The organism is Pseudoalteromonas sp. SANK 73390 (genome assembly GCF_054966645.1).
This window is the reverse complement of sequence record NZ_ARPN01000118.1, coordinates 53,990-71,307: the sequence shown is the minus strand read 5'-3', so window position 1 is coordinate 71,307 and position 17,318 is coordinate 53,990. Positions and strand designations below refer to the sequence as shown.

Here is a 17,318-nt window from a genome sequence, read left to right as displayed (position 1 = left end):
TCGTAGTAATGAACAAATGAGTTACCAAAAAAATTTAAACTATTAATACGGTAATACTAACACCATAAAATTATTAACTATTATAAATTAGGACTTAAAAAGGATTTAAGTCCATCAGTATAGAATATTATACCTACATATTGTCGACTGTTAGCCAACTATCAGTTCTACAGCAATATTGCCTCTCGTTGCATTTGAATAAGGGCATACTTGATGCGCCTTTTCAACAAGTTGCGTCGCTGTATCTTTATCCATATTAGGGATAGTTACGGTAAGCTTTACAGCAATACCAAAACCACCTTCAATAGCGCCAATATCAACTTGCGAGTCAATTTTGGTATCGCTAGGCAGCGATTGTTTATTTTGCCCAGAGACAAACTTTAACGCACCAATAAAGCAAGCTGCATATCCTGCTGCAAATAATTGCTCTGGATTAGTACCAGCGCCATCATCACCACCTAGCCCTTTTGGAGTTGAAAGCTTCACATCCAAACGGCCATCATTTGATTTGGCAGTGCCTTCACGACCTCCGGTTGCACTCGCTTGGGCTGAATAGGCGACTGATTGTAATTGATTCATTATTTTCTCCTAGTTGGTTATATTTGGTTTGCATGCAAAGTATATGTAACATTAAAATAATTTGCAAATACTTTGCGTACAAAATAAAATAAGCCTAGAGGTAAATATTATGAATGACAGTCTTCTTAAGTTAGAAAACCAGCTATGTCACCGGTTGTATATGGCTTCAAATGGTGTAACTAGAAATTACAGACCATTACTCGAAACAATTGATCTCACTTATCCACAATATATTGTGATGATGGCAATGTGGGAGCATGATAAGTTAACGATCGCGCAATTGCTGGAAAAAACTGCCATAGATGGAGGCGCCATGACTTTGATCTTAAAAAAAATGGTTGCTAAGTCGTTACTCAATATTGTTAAAGATGAACATGACAAACGAAAAAAGTGGGTTATTTTAACACCCTCAGGTTTAAACCTTAAAGCTGATGCTCAGGCGATCCCTGAAAGAATACGTTGTAGTTTCAAAAATATAACATCGCAAGACCTGAAGCAATTAACACAGCTATTAGATAAAGTATTGGTTGAGTTATAGTCGCTTTAGTGCATTTTAAAGTGTGTAATGATTGATGCTATTTCAATCGTACCTATTTATCTTCGAGTTTTATGAGCGAAGTCTGTCAACTAGTTGCGGCATAGGTTAATAAATATTGAATTTTGTTTGAATGCTTGGTTTAAATTTTACATACTGGCTTTAAAATAACTCTAAAGGTCTTAGGTAGGGAGCTTTATCTTTGACTTCTTTCATGACAACTGTATAACTGAGAGAGTATGGTATGGAAAAAAAGTACCTTGTGCTAAGTGTATGTCTTGCAGGTTTATTGTTTTGGTCTCTATCAGATAATGAAGAGCAAGAGAGTAAAAGTAAAGGTGTGTATAAGAAGCCGCCAGTAGGCTCAGCTTTAACTGATGTAACAAAGGGCGTAGCGCCATTGCCAAAGCCACAAACAAACACGGTACATGCCATGGTGCAAATGAGTGATCAACTTAGTGAAGCAGCAGAACATGTCGCGACTCAATACCAACAAGCGCTAAAATATCCTCCATATTCTCAACCTTTATCAGCTAATGACGACGATCGTCTAAGGCCCAACTATTTTTACCCCGTTTCAAGTGTGATTGCTGATAAGTCAGAACCGTTGACCATTAAACTTTCAAAATATCGTTATGTGTATCCAGAAGATATTGTTGTTGAGATAAGTGGCCCTGACGTTAAAAACGTTGAACTAAAATTGGTAGATATAGATAACCAGCAAGAATATGCATCTACCCGCTTATTAACTCATCCTTATGAAGCGCGATTTAAAGGGAGTAAGCAACTGCCTAGAAATCTCCAGCTTATTGCCAGCGCTCAGCTTGAACGAAAGGAGGTGCCTATTATTGCGCAATTTCAGTACATGCAGCCCAGTGCAAAAGTTGTCTCTATTTCTGACGTATACCCCCACAATGATAATATGGTCGTTGATGTGCGTTTAGAAGTTACAAATCCGGGTGTATATCGTTTAAGAGCGAACCTATTTGCAGGTGAACTGCCTTTAGCGCATTTAGTGAGCAAAGAAAAGTTATCACGAGGCACACAAACGATTAAGCTTCAGGCACATTGGTCAGTTCTACAACCGAAAATTTCCAATATGCTTTTGTCTGGATTTGTTATTGAGCGCATGTCACCAAGCCCTGACGAACCTAATAGTTATGGCAGTAGTGATATAAAGTTATATGAGATCCAAGACTTTCCCTATGACAGTTTACAGCAGCTACCTTACCAAGCGAGTTCAAAGGAACTACAGAGCTTGGAGTTTTTACGCCAGCTAGCTAATAGTGGCCAGCTTTAGCTTGTCGGTAACAGAGGTATCTTATTCAATAAGTTAATCAGTTTCATCGTACTCAAGCTAAGGAACACATTAAGTTAAAGTAGAGTTATTAATCTATTTGTTCTTTATCAAAATAACATGTACTTATCTGATTTTTATACTTAAAGGTGTTTCTAAGAGGAGAATGTTTGTTGTCTAAATCGGGTTTGTTGTAAATTTATTGTTGAACTTTGTTTATTTCTTAAACATACTGAGGTCACTCAGTGATACGAGATCTGATGTCTGAGTGTACAAATGAATAATAAATAAATACTCAGGAGTTTTACATGAACAACAAATTCGGTAAGTTGAGCATCAAATCCCTTGGGAATACCCTAGGGGTGTTTATTTTATGCTTATTAACAAGTTTTACAGCGCACAGTAATGATTACAAAACGATTCTTATCCATGGTTTTCAGCCATCTCAATTGACTAATCCCAACGGTACAAATGTTATTAGTGATGGTCAATCTTATTGGTCATCTTACTGGACAGATAAAGCTGACGAGCGTATTGATTGGCCATCATATGAACGTATTGAAGGCAAGATTGCAACTGATTGGCTATGGCCTAAGTTAAAACAACTTTCTCAATCAGGTTTGTGTGAGTCTGGTTGTGTATTACTAACACACTCAACTGGCGATCTAGTTGCGCGTTATCTGTTAGATAATCAAGCAAACTGGCTTGAAAATGCGGGATTGCAACCGCTTAATATTGTTGCAACCTTTGATATTGCAGGCGCAGGTGGAGGTAGTGAGTTAGCAGATACAGCAGTTAGTGCGCTAATGGGCGGGAATGCCTGGGATGACTTAGTCGAAGCTGCGATATATTTATGGTTAGGCAGCTCTACAGTCGATGCATTGGGCGTGCTGCATGACTTAAAAGTTAATAACGCGCGAAAAATAGCACCTTTACCTGATAGCCGAGCACCACGGCTGCGTTTTGTTGCTAATTCAAGTGACTTTTTTGGCATTACGGGTGGATTTTTAAAGGGCAGTGATGATGGTGTTGTTGCCTCGCACTCTGCATGTGGTGCCAGCAGGGTCGGAAGGTTTGGTAGTTGTTCGCAACAGATTGCAATGGATGGGAAAATCAAATCACAAAGTAATGCGGTCACTGGATTTATGCCGTACCACTACCCGTTAATCATGGCTGATGACTATACACATAGTAATATCCGTAAAGCTGATAACCAAGGGAAGGTGACAATAGCACAAAACAACATAGACGTAGCTGGGCGTAATGTTGGCTTTCAAACCTATGATAAAAGCACTGGCTTTTGGATATTCAAAGAGCACTATCGTTATGTGAAAAGCTCAGATAGCAAGAGTGTATCTCAGCTTATTAATAGCGTACTGCCTTAGTATTTAACATTAGCTCTAAATATGTAAGTTTACTCAGTTAAAGCGACAAAGAGTATACATTTTGCATTGTCGCTTTTTCATGCAGTCTAAAACAACTATCATACCAATTGCATTAAATGAATAGATATTTCGACAGATAAATGGCTTTGTAACTAGGCACAAATTTCGATATGTAGTTATTCTACATGAATCATTTTTAGTTTATGTCAGTTGCGAATAATAAAGTAGTGAACCCTTTGGGCAGCGCTATTCGGGCATTTTTTCTACGTTATCACCTGACTTACATAGAATAGCTCTGGATGCAGGTTCTGCCTTGAGAAAATACCCGAATGACTGTTGAAAAAACACGTAGCAAAGATCAACAGACCTTAGCAAACGCAGGATGTGCATATAATTAGTTTAATACCAAACCAATTACTCAAGCCTTAAATCTTTCACGGCATACTTTACTATTTTAGCTATCTCTGACCAATAAGTTGGACAACGCTTCACTAATACTGCTAAACCTAAACCGATACCCCGATTGTTGCAAACGTTTTGGAATGACCGCTTGACCATAAATTAATAGCTCAGACATTTCACCAAATAATAGCTTTAGGGCTTTCTCAGGCATGGGTAAAAATGTTGGCCGACGTAATGCGATGCCCAGTGCTTGGGTAAAATTATCATTGCTCACAGGGGTGGGGGCTGTTGCGTTGAACACGCCATTAATTTCGTTATGCTTGAGTAGAAATAAAATGATATGAACCATATCATCTATATGTATCCAAGACATCATTTGTTTGCCGTTGGCAAGTTTGCCACCTAAGCCCAATTTGAATGGCAATAGCATTTTTTTAAGTGCACCACCATGTTGGCTCAACACAATGCCCGTTCGCAAAATACATACGCGAGTTGATGGGCTATGCGCGCTCATGGCAAGGTCTTCCCACTGTTTGCACAAGCGATGACTAAATTCATCATATGGTTTGTCGTGCTTTTCATCAATGGTTACATCGTTACTTTGGCGACCATAATAGCCGATTGCACTACCTGATATAAATGTGTGAGGCGGTGTTTGCGCTTTATCTATCTTCTCAACAATAGCTTGTGTAATATTGAAACGGCTTTGGCGTATTAGTTGTTTTTGATTGTCTGTCCAGCGTTTTTCTGCGATTGGCTCTCCGGCAAGATTTATAACAACATCTATTTGGTTGAAATCTATCTTATCAAGACTATTTAAACAATTTACCCGGTTCCTGAATTGCTGCTGTGCTTTTGGTACATTACGCGTCAATATACTGACCTGATGTTTGTTGTATAAAAATCGACATAGGTGATCGCCTATTAAGCCAGTAGCGCCTGTAACCAAAATATTCATATTCGTTTGCTCTGAAGATGTGTTTATATAATCAAGTGTAGGTAATTTACGGAAAATACTGAATAAAGATCATAACGTTTTATTTTGTATGGTAATACTTTAAACTCAGCAAAAACTTAGTAAGGAAGTTATGTGTCATCATTATCAGGATTAAATAAAAGTCTCGTGGTTTTGGCTTCGCTTGTAATCGTATTTGCGGGTGTTAAGCTCGCCAGCGATATTATCGTGCCTTTTATCTTGGCTGCTTTTATCGCCATTATTTGTAATCCACTTTTAAAGTTTTTTGCGAGGTTTCACATCCCCAAAGGAATAGCGATTATCATTGTGATTTTTCTTGTGCTTGCGATTGGCACTAGTATTGCTGGGTTAGTGGGCCAATCGGTTACCGATTTCTCACAGCAGTTACCGAGTTATAGGGAGCAGTTGCAAAGTAAATTTCTTTGGTTAGTCAATACTGCAGCACAATATAATATTTTAATTGATAAACAACAAATTATCTCACTGTTTGACCCAGGGAAAATGATCGATATGGCATCTTCCATGTTGACGGGATTTGGCGGTGTAATGGCTAATGTGTTCTTGATCATACTGACAGTGGTTTTTATGTTATTTGAAGCACCTATGATCACTAACAAGGTGCATTTGGCTCTTGATGACCCAGAAATGAAAATTAAACAAATTGATCGATTCTTGGAGTCAATTAACTCATATCTTGCTATTAAAACAATGGTTTCTTTGGCTACTGGTATTTGCGCGTCGTTGTTACTTTGGTTGCTGAATGTTGATTATTTTGTATTGTGGGGCGTGGTTGCCTTTTTATTGAATTATATCCCTAATATCGGTTCTATTATTGCTGCTATTCCGGCCGTACTGCTTGCGCTTGTTACACATGGCCCTTTGGTCGCAGGTATTGTAGCGATAGGCTACGTAACCATTAATACTGTGATGGGTAATATTGTAGAGCCAAAATATATGGGCAGAGGACTTGGGCTATCTGCGCTAGTCGTATTTTTATCTTTAATATTTTGGGGGTGGTTGTTAGGCACAGTCGGTATGTTGCTGTCAGTTCCTTTGACAATGGTAGTAAAAATAGCGTTAGAAAACAGTGATGATGGTCGTTGGTTAGCGACTATGCTAGGTGGTAGAGACGAGTAACTGCTTAATAAGGTTGCTGTAAGTCTTCAATATGCCGGTGTAACATGTGTAGTGTACATTTTTTGTATGCTACTGAAGCCTTAATAGAGTTTGGTAGTGTGTAAAGGTAGCGCCATTTGCAGGTATCGTCAGAATACTGCTCATGGTACACAATACTTCTTTTGATAATGGGCATCAGTTGAGTGTTGCCCGTTTGAGTTTGAATTTGCTCAATATCGTGTAACAGCTTATTGATCCAGCTTTGCTGGTGCCTGCGCACCATATTAATATTACTGTCTAAGCACTTAATATAAACTTTTGAATCAACAGGGTGATAGCTTTCAAGCGAAGAGCAATCCTGTAGTGTGATGTCTGTTGAGCTTGCTTGTGCACATAGTGGCAACAAGAAAACTAATGTAACACTAATTTTTGTCATAATTGAATTCGATTAAAAATTTTGCACCTGCAAATTTAGAGCTTCCTATCTCAATATTACCATGGTAAGCATTAACTAAGTCAGACACAATCGCCATCCCGACGCCGTGTCCTGCTTCGTATGTATCTAAACGGCTTCCTCTTTTGAGCAACTCCGAGCGTTGATGTTCAGGTACACCAGGACCATCATCCTCTATCTCGAACTGAAGCGTGTTATGTTTATCAAAGCGCACATTAATTTCCACTTGTGTATTACATGCTTTACATGCGTTATCGATAAGATTGCCCAAAATTTCCATTAAGTCGGTTTTGTCACCCAAAAATGCAAGTTTGTCATCACATTGAGAATTAAAAATAATCTCCTTATCATGATAGACCTTTTTCATCGCATTTAAAATTGAGTTGAGAATTGGTTTGATGATTGTCTGTTTTTTCCAAGTGTCAGATGCACCAGTTGCGGCTCTTTTAAGCTGATGTTCGATCATCACATTAATGCGGTCTAGTTGCTCTTGAGCATCGTGATCTTTGGCTAATTCACTCGATTTAAGTACCGCGAGTGGTGTTTTGAGTGCGTGAGCCAAGTCACTCAAAGAGGCTCTATAACGTTCCTTCTGGCGCTTTTGTGAATCAAGCAATAAATTTAAGTCTGATTTTATTGTCACTAACTCTTTAGGGTAGAGGCCTGTGATTTTTTCTATTTTACCCGCTTCAATGGCTTTGATCTCTTTGTCCAATCGCTGTAATGGCCGGGCATTCCAAATGAATCCGATTGCCATAAGTGCGGCAATAATTACACCCATAATCATGGTCCAGCTAATTAATGTATTTCTAAATCCGGACATCAATTTTATTAGTGCTTTGTTATCTTTGAGTAAGACAAACTTAGCTTGCTGAGAATAATCTGCATTCCCTAAAATCACAGTTAAACTTAGTTGCCAAAACTCTCTGCCACTGTAGCTAATCAATTTAAAATCAGCGGCACCAGCTTCATCATCATCAAAAATGGGTGAAAAAGACAAATTAATCGCCGATTCAGAGTACCAGATAAGCTCTTGTCCTTGGTAAATTAACGCAAACGTGTCTGAGTTTATTCGGTTTAACTCTGGTGCTAAGATTGTACGCGGCATTTCCAATCCGTCTTCTAAGAATTCGACTTCAGAAATTAATGAATATAGATGTGCTTCAAGCGTTTTTTCAGTCGCTTCTACTAGGGATGCATGATAAGCACGACCAATTGAAAAAAATAGTGCAGGCAGTGCCACTAAAAGCACAAAGACAAGGATAAATCCTTGTCTTATTTTGAGAGAAATTTGAGCTGTTTTTACCACTGGGTTTTAAACCTATACCCTCTACCACGCAATGTTTCTACTGGGTTTAAACTACCATCGGGGTCAAGTTTTTTACGCAGACGCAATACAAATACTTCGATGACATTTGAATCAAGATCAAAGTCCTGATCGTATATATGCTCTGTTAATTCAGATTTAGAAATCACCTTTTGTGGGTTAACCATCATATATTCAAGTACTTTATACTCATATGCAGTCAGTGATAATTCTTGTTCACCCACCCAAACCTGTTGAGAGCGAGTGTGAATTTTAATCGGGCCAATGCAAATCTCTGGATTTGCTTGACCTGCGCTACGTCTAATAAGCGCATTACACCTAGCTATCAGTTCTTCTACATGAAATGGCTTGGTGAGATAATCATCGGCGCCCGCGTCTAACCCTTCTACTTTGTCTTGCCATCGGTCTCGCGCCGTTAAGATTAAAATTGGGATCTTAATACCGGCTGCGCGAGCCCGTCTGATTAGTTCAATACCATCTAATTTTGGTAACCCTAAGTCAATCACTGCCATATCAAGTGGGTATTCAGTCAAATGAAATAACCCAGACTCTCCATCATGACATAAATCAATACTATACTTTTCTTTTTCAAGTGCGCTGCGCAGGTTTTCTGCTAGCTGTATATCGTCTTCGATTACTAAAATTCGCATTTTTAATCCTTTGTGACCGTGCCTGTTTTTTTATCAACAATAATATCGATAACACGGCCATCAGTTTGTAACACTCTGACTATGAAACTGTCATTTTGTTCTGTAATTTTGAGCGTTCGCCCTTTATATTCTGCTAGGGCTAGTTCAATGGCTTGTTTTTTATTCACATTTTTGTTTTCGTTTGCTGCACCTAACACATCAGTGCAGTAGAGACAGGCAATAAAAAGAAAACAAACTGACAATCGCATTTTACTAAGCTCCATTGTTTGCATTGCTAAACATCTGTCGCAATCTTATGGTACGTGTAATTAACCAAAACTGAATTATGGCAATACTTTTTTATACGGCTTAACAACGCTATTAGCGTAAACGCCAGCTTCGATATAGGGATCAGCGTTTGCCCAAGCTTTGGCTTGCTCTAACGATGCAAACTCTGCAATGACTAAGGAGCCACTAAAGCCCGCTTGTCCTGGGTCTTCACTATCTATAGCTGGCAATGGCCCTGCGGCAAAGAGGCGATTTTGTGTTTGCAATTCGGTTAAGCGTGCAAGATGAGCTGGTCTTGTTGCAAGGCGTTTTTCTAAAGAGTTTTCTACATCAGTAGAATAAATCATATAAAGCATAGTGAGCGATTCATTGTTAGAACAAACAAACGCATATATTAGTCTGCTTTGCATATTAATGTAAATCCTTCATGACATTTGTAGGGGGCTTTATCCTTTAAAACTTGAAAAGCCTATATCAAGGCTGGTAGAGTCGCTCGGATATTAAGAAAAAATAATAATAAGGTTTTTCACATGAGTGCAAATCGTGAGCATTTTAGCTCTCGACTGGGTTTTATATTAGCGGCCGCGGGATCTGCGGTTGGTATTGGTAATTTGGTCGGTTTTCCTGTTTCTGCAACTAAAAATGGTGGTGGTGCATTTTTATTAGTGTATGCCTTATTTGTGGCATTTATTTGTTTGCCTGTAATGATGGCTGAAATGGCCATGGGTAGAAAATCGCAGAAAGACCCTTACGGTGCTTATAAAGACCTATCTGGGGGTGATAAGCGGTGGTCTATTGCAGGTGGGTTAGCTGTATTAACGCCGTTTATGATAGCGGTATTTTATATGGTTATAACGGTATGGATCTTTGGCTATCTAGTACAAACCGCCATGGGCAATTTAGATGCTTTGGCTAATCCTAGCCATTTTGGTCAGTTTATAAACCAAACTAGCGTATTTTGGTACATGCTGCTTGTTGGCCTAATTGTTAATTTGATTCTAGTGGGCGGTGTTAAACAGGGGATTGAAAAAGCTGCGAAGTTCCTAATGCCGACTCTGTTTGTGCTGTTAACAGGTTTAGTTGCTTACGTCTTAACACTTGATAATGCCATGGCGGGAGTGCGCTACTACATAGTACCAGATTTTTCTAAGATGGATGCCAGTGTGCTCAATGGCGCTTTATCACAAGCTTTCTTCTCACTGTCATTGGGTATGGGTATTTTGATGACCTATGCGTCTTATATTTCTAAGAAAGACGATATTGTAGGCGGAGCAAAAATGGTGGCTATTACGGACTCTTTAGTGGCATTTATTGCAGGTCTCATGGTGCTTCCTGCTATTTTTAGTTTTAACCCTGCAACCAATACTGATGAGTTATCTGAATCATCTGTATCAATGATTTTCGAGTTTTTACCAAAAATCTTATTAGCAACGCAAAGTGATATAGGTTACGTAGGGGCATCTATTGTCGCGTTTATTTTCTTCTTGTTAGTGTTTTTTGCTGCGATCACCTCTTTGGTATCAATCGTAGAAGTGCCTACCTCTGCGTTGATGGAAGAAAAAAACTTGAGCCGTAAAACTGCATTACTAGTTTTAGCAGCATCAACAGGGTTGTTAACTGTATTATGTACCATGTCATTTGGTATGGTTGATTGGTTAACTCAATTTGTAAACTATGGTGGCGCTAACAAAAGCTTATTTGACTTGGTCTATGATGTTTTCTACGACACAATTTTACCGTTAAATGGCTTAATGGTTTGCTTGTTTGTTATTTACCGTTGGAAAAAATCAAATTTAAATGCGGAGTTAGAGCAAGGTTGTGAGCACTACAAAGGCAGTTTTGGTGAAAAATACGTAAACTTCTCACTTTCAACCTTTATCCCAGTCATACTACTTATTATTTTTGTTAATACGGTATCGACCAAGTTTTTTGCTTTTAGTATATTCGGGTTCTAGCCTATCTTAATCTTGAGCCAAAAAGCCGAGGTGTCTCGGCTTTTTGTCAAAAAGTCATACCAGAATCTAAGTATTCACCTAGCCCTAAAGTAAAAATCCACAGCCCCCACAAACTGTGCTCAAGTACGCACACTAACAGTGAACGACTGTGTGCATAGGTATAAGAAAACAACAAACCGCCAGCGAAAGAAAGTGCTATTGCAATCCAGTTATCATAAACACAGTGAGCTAGAGCGAATACAGCGGCGCTGAGGACGATACGTGCGCTTTTTTTTGGTAGTATGCGCTTGTACCTGTGGAAAAAATAACTCCTGAAGATAAGCTCCTGCGGGAGCACGGAAAGCACTGGGTAAGCAATGAGTAAATACAGCCATTGGGTTGTTGAATTCAGCGGCAATGCAAACCAATTCTCTTGGTTAGACAGTCCGTATAGCATGGCTGAAAATAGGGCCCCTGCAAAAAAAGTTGTAAACAAACGCCGTTTAATCGTAGAAAACTGCCCTAAGCTGGTCAAACGAAAGCGCTTAAAGTGGGGGTCGCTAAGTAATAGAAAGCTGCAAACTATCATCAAAATAATGAGTGCAGGAAATAGCCAATTGGACAAGTGATCACGAAAAACATATGCAAGAATTGGCAAGCAAAAGAAAATTAAAAACAGTTCACACCAACGGTATTGACTAGCGTTCAAGGATATTCTCACTTTCAATCAGTTACAAAAACTATAGCAGTAAAAATGCCTTTGTAAGTGATATTATTGCGACAATATTGGCAAGCAGCATTGTGGCTCTAGCTTGAATACTTTAGAGTGCTATTTTTCGTCGGGTAGGTATTTATAAATACGTACCATAGTAGCTAAAATAGCTAAAAAGGTTATGCCCATTAATCCGAAAACCTTGAAGTTTACCCACGTATCTAATGAAAAGTTATATGCTACATATAAGTTAAGAACAGAAATAAATGCTAAAAGTACCATCCACATCATGTTCAGTTGTTCACAAATTGACTCTGGAATGGTAATTTCAAGCTGCGAATCACGGCCATTCTCTTTTTCATTGACTGTGTTAAGGAGCCCGAGCAGTGCTTTTTCAACTAGGTTTTTGTTAAAAATATAGCGAGAGATGAGTAATGATAAAGCAAGTAGTGCATAAATTACTGTGGCTTTCCACATAATAAAATGTTCATTTTGAAACACCACAGTCATGCCACCAAGTACCAGAGCAATAACGAAAAACACCCAATGTCTTGTGGCAATGTAGCCACTTTGTAAATAATAAAAACCGAGCTGAATGATAGAAGCGATGATTAACACGCCTGTTGCCCAGTAGATATCAACAAATTTATAGACGGCAAAAAATAAAATGAGTGGCAAGTATTCAAGCAATGCGGCCATTTATGGTCACCTATTCAATAACAATCCTTTGGTTTTACCAAGTTATTTAACGAAGTTCAAGATTGACATTTTGATGCTAACTCCTTAGCCTCTGCGGTTTTTATTATTTGTATCGTCAAAGTGTTGCATAATTAACCTGAGGTTAGGATAAGAATTTTGAAATAGTAAAGATGTAATAACTTACGTTATTTATCATCTGATCAAGATATTTTGTTCAGTATCAGGGCGTTTTTATGCAGAAATAGTTGGCTATTACAAATAAAAACAACGCTGAGAGTGGACAACTTCGCTTACCAAGCGCTTAGGTTATTAAGCAACCCCTAATGAGAGTGTAGTAATGAATAAATCTCAATTGATAACAGCTATATCCACGCATAGTGAACTGACTAAAAAAGAGTCGCAGGATGCGCTGAATGCGCTGTTGTTTGTCATAAAAAAGCGTTTGTCGGAGGGAGATCAGGTGCCAATATCAGGATTAGGTACTTTCGCATTGAGTTACCATCCAGCAAAAGCAGGGCGCAACCCAAGAACGGGAGAAGCAATCACCATTGCAGGGGCAAATAAAGTACAATTTAAAGCGGCTAAGGCGCTTAAAGACGCCTTAACCTGACTGTTGAGTTACTTTAAGGTTGCTTCTTTCATTGCACTGACAAACTGTGTGAGTTCAGCTAACATGCGCTCAGGTTCACTAAGGTGTTGCTCAATAATTTTAACCACAGCTGAGCCACTAATTGCACCAGCAGCACCTGAGTCAAGCGCTGCTTTTACATGCTCGGGTGTTGAAACACCAAAACCAAGTAAAGTTGGCGCAGCGTGATATTCTTTAAGTTTGCTGATTATAGAGTCCGCTGGTATTTGAACGCTGGTGTCAGTCCCTGTTACGCCTGCGCGTGACAGCAAGTAAGTATATCCTCGACCATAGCTGGCACACTCTCGAAGTGTGTCATCATTGGCGTTAGGCGTGGCAATAAAAATAGGCTCAATACCTACACTTTGTGCGGCATGTCGAAACAGTTTTGACTCATGTAGCGGTACATCTGCTACGAGGATTGAATCCACACCCGCTTCTTTTGCTTGCTGATAAAAGGTATCAATCCCTTTAGCAAAAATAAGATTAGAATAAAGTAATAATCCAATAGGAATATCAGCATTGTATTGGCGTACTTGCTTGATTATTTTAAAGCAATCTTGGGTATTAATGTTTTGCTCTAATGCTCTAATGTTTGCAGCTTGGATCACCGGGCCATCGGCAATCGGATCTGAAAATGGAATACCCAGCTCTAACGCATCAGCGCCACCATCAATCAAGCTTTTTATAATATCAAGGCTAAGTGCTTTATTTGGGTCGCCTATGGTGACAAAAGGAACAAAAGCCCCTTGGTTTTGTTCATCCAAGGCATTAAACGTTTGGGCGTAACGGCTCATTACAGTTCTCCTAGCTCATTTAAAACTTGATGTACATGGGCCAAATCTTTATCACCACGGCCACTTAGGTTTACTACAATAATTGTTTCTTCGGTTTGTTGTTCTGCATATTTTAGTGCGTACGCTAACGCGTGACTAGACTCAAGCGCTGGAATGATACCTTCATTTTTTGCTAAAGATTGAAATGCATTAAGCGCCTCGGTATCAGTAATAGCCACGTACTGCGCACGACCTGTTTCGTGTAAATAAGCATGTTGTGGACCTACCGCTGGGTAATCTAAGCCAGCGGACACTGAGTAAGATTCTTCAATTTGCCCATCTGAGTTTTGCATAATGTAAGTATAAGCACCGTGTAATATACCTTTAGTGCCTTTACATAAGGCAGCACCATGCTCTTGAGTGTCTAAGCCCTTACCAGCGGGCTCTATGCCGATAAGTTTTACACTTGGGTCATTAATAAAATCACTAAACATGCCAATCGCATTTGAACCACCACCCACACACGCCATCACTACGTCAGGCAAACGACCTTCAGTGTCGAGTACTTGCTGCTTAGCTTCTTCACCAATCATCTTTTGAAACTCTCGAACAACGGTGGGGAAGGGGTGAGGGCCTGCCGCAGTACCAAGTAAATAATGCGCTGTTTGGTAGTTAGCTGACCAATCACGCATGGCTTCATTTACGGCATCTTTCAATGTGCCAGAGCCTGCCGTAACTGGAATAACCTCAGCGCCCATCAAACGCATTCTAAATACGTTCGGTTGTTGACGCTCTACGTCTTTTGCGCCCATGTAAACACGACACTTTAAGCCAAGCAGTGCGCAGGCTAAAGCGGTTGCTACGCCATGTTGACCCGCGCCGGTTTCAGCAATCACCTCTTTTTTACCCATACGCTTGGTAAGCAAAGCTTGACCTAATACTTGATTGGTTTTGTGAGCCCCGCCATGGAGTAAATCTTCGCGTTTAAGATACAGTTTTACTTTTGGGTTTTTGACTAGGTTACGCGTTAATGTTAAAGGCGTAGGGCGTCCAGCATACTCATTGAGTAACTGATGAAATTCCTGTAAAAAGTCAGGATCTTTTTGTGCATTATTAAACTCTTGCTCAAGTTGCTTGAGCGCAGGAACGAGTAATTCAGGGACATACATGCCACCAAAATCACCAAAATAAGCTGCGTTTTTCATTTCCACCTCAATAATTTCTAATGTTTGCAAAAGCAGCCTGAAGTTTCTTCTGGCACTTTTTACCAGGGCTTTGTTCAACCCCTGAATTTAAATCTAATCCCTGAGCGCCAAGCTTGGCGGCAGCAATGACATTATCTGGATTTAGTCCACCAGCAAGCATAAAGTTGCTGGCTGTTTGTTCGGTTAATAATTGCCAGTCAAATGATTGGCCAGTGCCCCCGAAGCCATTGCTCGTTTTGGTATCGTAAAGATGTTTATCCACCCCTTTTACAGGCTCAGGTAGCGTTGTGCTAATACCCTGAGCTTTCCAAATTTGGCAGCTAATAGGTAACTGGTTTCTTAGTGCATTGATATAAGCTTCATCTTCTTGTCCATGCAGTTGTACAGCGCTGAGCTTGAGTAATTGTGCATATTCTGCGACTTGGGCTAATTGTGCGTTAACAAACACCCCCACATACTTAAGTGGGGCGCTCTCTACAATAGCTTTTGCACAATCTAAATCTACATAACGTTCAGATTTAGGGTAAAAGATCAATCCACCATAAAGTGCACCAGCATCATAAGTCGCTTGCGCATCTTGGCAACGTGTTAAACCACAAACTTTATTTTCCCCTAAAATCAGCTTACGACAAGCAGCTTCTAAGTTTTGCTCTGCCATTAATGAACTGCCTACTAAAAAGCCGTCACACAGCGGTGCTAATCGTTTCACATCTTGATGGGTATAAATGCCGGATTCTGAAATCACCACTTTACCTTTAGGGATCAGTTTTTTAAGCTGCTCAGTGGTGGCTAAATCAGTTGTTAAGTCTCTTAGATTACGATTATTAATCCCAATAATTTGGGCATTAAGTGTTAGTGCACGTGCGACTTCTTGCTCATTACTTACTTCGGTTAACACGGCCATGTTGAGTGATTTTGCCACTTGCGCTAGAGTATTATATTGCTCATCACCCAGTACAGATAGCATGAGTAAAATGGCATCGCCGCCATTTAATCTAGCTAAGTATACTTGGTATTCATCAATGAAAAAGTCTTTACAAATAATTGGTTGTTCAACCTTTTGACGTACATAGCTTAAGTAATCAAAGCTACCTTGAAAATACTTTTCATCAGTTAATACACTGATACAACTGGCATAGCGCTTATAAACACGGGTAATTTCATCAAGGTCAAAATTCTCTCGTATCAGCCCCTTAGAGGGGGATGCCTTTTTACACTCTAAAATAAACTGTGTACCGGCCTTAGCCAGTGCTGCGTAAAAATCACGTTGTGTTGGTTGTACTTTATGTTTGAACGAATCTAATGAAAACTCAGCTTTACGCTTTTCAAGTTCTATACGTTTATCGGCAACGATTTTTTCTAGTACATTAGGCATTGTTACTAACCTCTACAATTTGTGCCAATTTTTCATGGGCGATACCGGAGTTTAATACTTCAAGCACTTGCTCAGTAGCCACCTTAAAGTTGTCCGCTTTTTGTTCCATTACTAATAATGCAGCAACATTGACAGCAATCGCGGCATTATGTGCCACATGACCTTGGCCTGTTAAAATATTTAGGCTGGCTTTGGCATTATACTCTGGCGTATCACCGGCAATGTCAGCAAGCGAATAGTTTTCAAGACCAAAGTCTTGCGCATTGAGAGTATATTGTGTCAGTTCGCCATGATTAAGCTCAGTGACTTGCGTTGGGCCATGTAAAGCAATTTCGTCAGTGCCAGCACCGTGAACGATCATCGCACGCTCTGTTCCTAATGTTTTTAACGTTTGCGCCATTGGAGCACACAGTTTCGGATCGTATACACCTAATAGCTGTGTTTGTGGTGCTGCTGGGTTGGCTAATGGGCCAAGAATATTGAAAATAGTACGTGTTTTTAACGTGGTGCGAACCGCCATCGCGTGTTTTGTGCCTTGATGATAGTTTGGGGCAAATAAAACGTAAAGCCGGTTTGTGCAAGGCATTTGCTAGCAATGTCACTATCCATATCTAAGTTTATGCCAAGCGTTCTTAATAAATCAGCCGAGCCTGATTTACTTGATACGCTACGGTTACCATGTTTGACTACATTAAGGCCACAGGCAGCTGCAACAATGGCTGCAGTTGTGCTCACGTTAATGGTATTAGCGCCATCCCCACCAGTGCCACAGCTATCAACACAATGCAGACCTTGGGTATTAAAAGCTTTTGCATTTTTGCGCATGGCATTTGCAGCGCCTGCTATTTCTTGAGCTGATTCGCCTTTGATTTTTAGCGCGATTAATACAGCAGTTAATTCTATATCGTTAAGCTGGCCAAGCATAATCTGATTGAATAGGGCGCTGCTTTGTTCATAGTCTAACGATTGTTGTGCGATTAATGTGTTAATACTATCCATGA

General features: G+C 39.7%; 18 protein-coding genes and 1 pseudogene. 6 read left to right on the top strand and 13 right to left on the bottom strand.

Annotation, left to right across the window (positions count from 1 at the left end; all coding sequences use genetic code 11):
• Positions 1 to 150: 150 nt before the first annotated feature.
• Positions 151 to 579, bottom strand: a complete 429-nt coding sequence (locus SANK73390_RS16760; RefSeq protein WP_462767497.1) for an organic hydroperoxide resistance protein — start codon at positions 577 to 579, stop codon at positions 151 to 153.
• A 109-nt stretch (positions 580 to 688) separates the two neighbouring features.
• Here SANK73390_RS16760 and SANK73390_RS16755 point away from each other — a divergent pair, with 109 nt between their 5' ends.
• The 3 genes from SANK73390_RS16755 (at position 689) to SANK73390_RS16745 (ending at position 3,796) form a co-directional block, all read left to right on the top strand.
• Complete coding sequence (locus SANK73390_RS16755) at positions 689 to 1,117, top strand: MarR family winged helix-turn-helix transcriptional regulator (protein ID WP_462767495.1); 429 nt, start codon at positions 689 to 691, stop codon at positions 1,115 to 1,117.
• A 241-nt stretch (positions 1,118 to 1,358) separates the two neighbouring features.
• Positions 1,359 to 2,414, top strand: a complete 1,056-nt coding sequence (locus tag SANK73390_RS16750) for a hypothetical protein (RefSeq protein ID WP_462767493.1) — start codon at positions 1,359 to 1,361, stop codon at positions 2,412 to 2,414.
• A gap of 305 nt (positions 2,415 to 2,719) precedes the next feature.
• Entirely contained in the window at positions 2,720 to 3,796 is a 1,077-nt protein-coding gene (locus SANK73390_RS16745) for a hypothetical protein (RefSeq protein ID WP_462767491.1), read from the top strand.
• A gap of 454 nt (positions 3,797 to 4,250) precedes the next feature.
• Here SANK73390_RS16745 and SANK73390_RS16740 read toward each other — a convergent pair whose 3' ends face one another.
• Entirely contained in the window at positions 4,251 to 5,156 is a 906-nt protein-coding gene (locus SANK73390_RS16740; protein ID WP_462767489.1) for a TIGR01777 family oxidoreductase, read from the bottom strand.
• 132 nt (positions 5,157 to 5,288) lie between these two features.
• On the opposite strand from SANK73390_RS16740, the gene SANK73390_RS16735 reads away from it, so the two are divergent.
• Positions 5,289 to 6,311, top strand: coding sequence for an AI-2E family transporter (locus SANK73390_RS16735; RefSeq protein WP_261592831.1), 1,023 nt, complete (start codon positions 5,289 to 5,291; stop codon positions 6,309 to 6,311).
• 4 nt (positions 6,312 to 6,315) lie between these two features.
• Here the strand turns inward: SANK73390_RS16735 and SANK73390_RS16730 are convergent, their stop codons facing one another.
• From SANK73390_RS16730 to SANK73390_RS16710, 5 genes are all read right to left on the bottom strand, one after another.
• Positions 6,316 to 6,726, bottom strand: a complete 411-nt coding sequence (locus SANK73390_RS16730) for a hypothetical protein (protein ID WP_462767486.1) — start codon at positions 6,724 to 6,726, stop codon at positions 6,316 to 6,318.
• Positions 6,713 to 8,053 carry an ATP-binding protein gene (locus SANK73390_RS16725; protein WP_462767484.1) on the bottom strand — a complete coding sequence of 447 codons (1,341 nt, stop codon included), beginning with the start codon at positions 8,051 to 8,053 and terminating at the stop codon, positions 6,713 to 6,715. Before SANK73390_RS16725 ends, SANK73390_RS16730 begins: the two co-directional genes overlap by 14 nt.
• Positions 8,047 to 8,721: a response regulator transcription factor gene (locus SANK73390_RS16720; protein ID WP_462767482.1), complete on the bottom strand. Its 675-nt coding sequence runs from the start codon at positions 8,719 to 8,721 to the stop codon at positions 8,047 to 8,049. Before SANK73390_RS16720 ends, SANK73390_RS16725 begins: the two co-directional genes overlap by 7 nt.
• A gap of 2 nt (positions 8,722 to 8,723) precedes the next feature.
• Entirely contained in the window at positions 8,724 to 8,969 is a 246-nt protein-coding gene (locus SANK73390_RS16715) for a PepSY domain-containing protein (RefSeq protein ID WP_462767480.1), read from the bottom strand.
• A gap of 75 nt (positions 8,970 to 9,044) precedes the next feature.
• Positions 9,045 to 9,344, bottom strand: a complete 300-nt coding sequence (locus SANK73390_RS16710) for a YciI family protein (protein WP_462767610.1) — start codon at positions 9,342 to 9,344, stop codon at positions 9,045 to 9,047.
• A 174-nt stretch (positions 9,345 to 9,518) separates the two neighbouring features.
• Between SANK73390_RS16710 and SANK73390_RS16705 the strand changes: the two genes are divergently transcribed.
• Positions 9,519 to 10,943, top strand: coding sequence for a sodium-dependent transporter (locus tag SANK73390_RS16705; protein ID WP_261625839.1), 1,425 nt, complete (start codon positions 9,519 to 9,521; stop codon positions 10,941 to 10,943).
• Between the two features lie 46 nt (positions 10,944 to 10,989).
• Here SANK73390_RS16705 and SANK73390_RS16700 read toward each other — a convergent pair whose 3' ends face one another.
• Together SANK73390_RS16700 and SANK73390_RS16695 are read right to left on the bottom strand one after the other, a co-directional pair.
• Complete coding sequence (locus tag SANK73390_RS16700) at positions 10,990 to 11,631, bottom strand: lysostaphin resistance A-like protein (protein WP_462767478.1); 642 nt, start codon at positions 11,629 to 11,631, stop codon at positions 10,990 to 10,992.
• 120 nt (positions 11,632 to 11,751) lie between these two features.
• Positions 11,752 to 12,333, bottom strand: coding sequence for an inner membrane-spanning protein YciB (locus tag SANK73390_RS16695; protein ID WP_462767476.1), 582 nt, complete (start codon positions 12,331 to 12,333; stop codon positions 11,752 to 11,754).
• Between the two features lie 337 nt (positions 12,334 to 12,670).
• On the opposite strand from SANK73390_RS16695, the gene SANK73390_RS16690 reads away from it, so the two are divergent.
• The gene (locus tag SANK73390_RS16690; protein ID WP_261625840.1) at positions 12,671 to 12,943 is read left to right on the top strand and encodes an HU family DNA-binding protein; all 273 of its coding nucleotides are present in this window, start codon (positions 12,671 to 12,673) and stop codon (positions 12,941 to 12,943) included.
• An 8-nt stretch (positions 12,944 to 12,951) separates the two neighbouring features.
• On the opposite strand, the gene trpA is transcribed toward SANK73390_RS16690, so the two are convergent.
• The 4 genes and pseudogenes from trpA to trpD form a co-directional block, all read right to left on the bottom strand.
• Positions 12,952 to 13,758, bottom strand: coding sequence for a tryptophan synthase subunit alpha (gene trpA, locus SANK73390_RS16685; RefSeq protein WP_462767474.1), 807 nt, complete (start codon positions 13,756 to 13,758; stop codon positions 12,952 to 12,954).
• Positions 13,758 to 14,942 (bottom strand): tryptophan synthase subunit beta, encoded by a 1,185-nt coding sequence (gene trpB, locus SANK73390_RS16680; protein WP_462767472.1) that lies wholly within the window; start codon positions 14,940 to 14,942, stop codon positions 13,758 to 13,760. Before trpB ends, trpA begins: the two co-directional genes overlap by 1 nt.
• A 7-nt stretch (positions 14,943 to 14,949) precedes the next feature.
• Positions 14,950 to 16,317 carry a bifunctional indole-3-glycerol-phosphate synthase TrpC/phosphoribosylanthranilate isomerase TrpF gene (gene trpCF, locus SANK73390_RS16675; RefSeq protein WP_462767470.1) on the bottom strand — a complete coding sequence of 456 codons (1,368 nt, stop codon included), beginning with the start codon at positions 16,315 to 16,317 and terminating at the stop codon, positions 14,950 to 14,952.
• Positions 16,310 to 17,316, bottom strand: a pseudogene (gene trpD / locus SANK73390_RS16670) (anthranilate phosphoribosyltransferase). The gene trpCF and the pseudogene trpD overlap by 8 nt, the downstream one beginning before the upstream one ends.
• Between the last annotated feature and the right edge of the window lie 2 nt (positions 17,317 to 17,318).